The organism is Bartonella sp. PS7NMGDW (assembly GCF_042193585.1).
Classification (GTDB): domain Bacteria; phylum Pseudomonadota; class Alphaproteobacteria; order Rhizobiales; family Rhizobiaceae; genus Bartonella; species Bartonella grahamii.
On record NZ_JBHILX010000083.1, the window covers coordinates 1 to 1,154 of the forward strand.

General features: G+C 34.4%; 3 protein-coding genes. 1 reads left to right on the plus strand and 2 read right to left on the minus strand.

The features are described from left to right. Positions 1-126: 126 nt before the first annotated feature. On the plus strand, positions 127-315 hold the full coding sequence (locus ACFIKJ_RS09370; protein WP_375649146.1) for a hypothetical protein: 189 nt from the start codon (positions 127-129) through the stop codon (positions 313-315). On the opposite strand, the gene ACFIKJ_RS09375 is transcribed toward ACFIKJ_RS09370, so the two are convergent. Continuing rightward, on the minus strand, positions 312-668 hold the full coding sequence (locus ACFIKJ_RS09375) for a type II toxin-antitoxin system HigA family antitoxin (RefSeq protein ID WP_375613954.1): 357 nt from the start codon (positions 666-668) through the stop codon (positions 312-314). The genes ACFIKJ_RS09370 and ACFIKJ_RS09375 overlap by 4 nt on opposite strands. Further along, the gene (locus tag ACFIKJ_RS09380) at positions 665-979 is read right to left on the minus strand and encodes a type II toxin-antitoxin system HigB family toxin (RefSeq protein ID WP_375612347.1); all 315 of its coding nucleotides are present in this window, start codon (positions 977-979) and stop codon (positions 665-667) included. Before ACFIKJ_RS09380 ends, ACFIKJ_RS09375 begins: the two co-directional genes overlap by 4 nt. Positions 980-1,154 lie beyond the last annotated feature (175 nt).

Genomic DNA, 1,154 nt, shown 5'->3' on the forward strand with positions numbered 1-1,154 from the left:
TAATCAAGTCTAGGCGATAAGGCTTGTATGATTTTCTTTCTTTAAAACCATTTTTGACTGACAGTGTCAGTCTTATGAGAGAGTGTAGATGATTGTTATGGTCTCTTCATTAATTTGGAGAGCAAAATGACAATAGAATTTAAACTTCGTATTCACTTTATTAAGAATGGCAAGGGATCTGAGTTTTTAGCAATATTTGATCAGACAGCCGTTGGTATGGTCGTAAAATCCTTGATGTTAACGTGCAAATTTATCCCCTCCATGCGCCTATTCTTCTCTTTACGCATGAGGTGGAGAAAAGAAAAACAAGTCTAAGCTATTAGGCTTTCCAGTGGGATATTAAACTGTTGGTGCAAATTTTTAATCATGCGCAGTGTTAATTTTCTTTTACCACTCAAGATTTCATAAACACGATTTAAATGACCAATCGCAGGAACAAGATCTTTAGCACTTAAGTTCATTTGTTCCATTCTAAATTTAATAGCTTCAATCGGGTGAGGAGGAGAAACAGGATAGTGTTCTGCTTCATACGCTTCAATCAACAACACAAGAACCTCCATTTGATCAAATTCTGGAGTATTCTCTTTAGGTTGATTGTCAAACATTGCAGACACAATTTCTAAAGCTTCTTGATAATCTCTCTCTGTACGAATTGGTTTGATATTCATTTCTTAAATTCCTTTAGTTCTACAGTGTTGGCATCAATCGCATCATACTGTTTATGCGTCCCTATAAACTTTATGTAAAGCCAACCTGCTGGATAAAAGATTGAAACAACTAAACGATAATCATTGCCTCTAATATTAAAAACAACACGATTATTCTTTAATATGCTTGCATTTTTATATTTCTCTTTAATGTCATGAGGAGAACGCCATTGTGCGTTTTTAGCTTCATCTACCCATGCTTTTAATGGTTGTTCAGCATCAGGATATCGAGTCCAAAAAGTTTGAAGTGTGGAGATTTTAACAATTTTCATAAGTGTATCCTGATTTTTATCAATCTTAGTACCATTTTGGGACTAAGTCAAGATATTTATAAAAAGAAAGTGCTTGTTGAAAACAAACCTTTCTCAAGAGCGGCTTTTTACCTCTCATTTTTCCCATTCATTTTCATTCACCCCTCATTTAAAGGAGCATAAAGTATGGCAATAG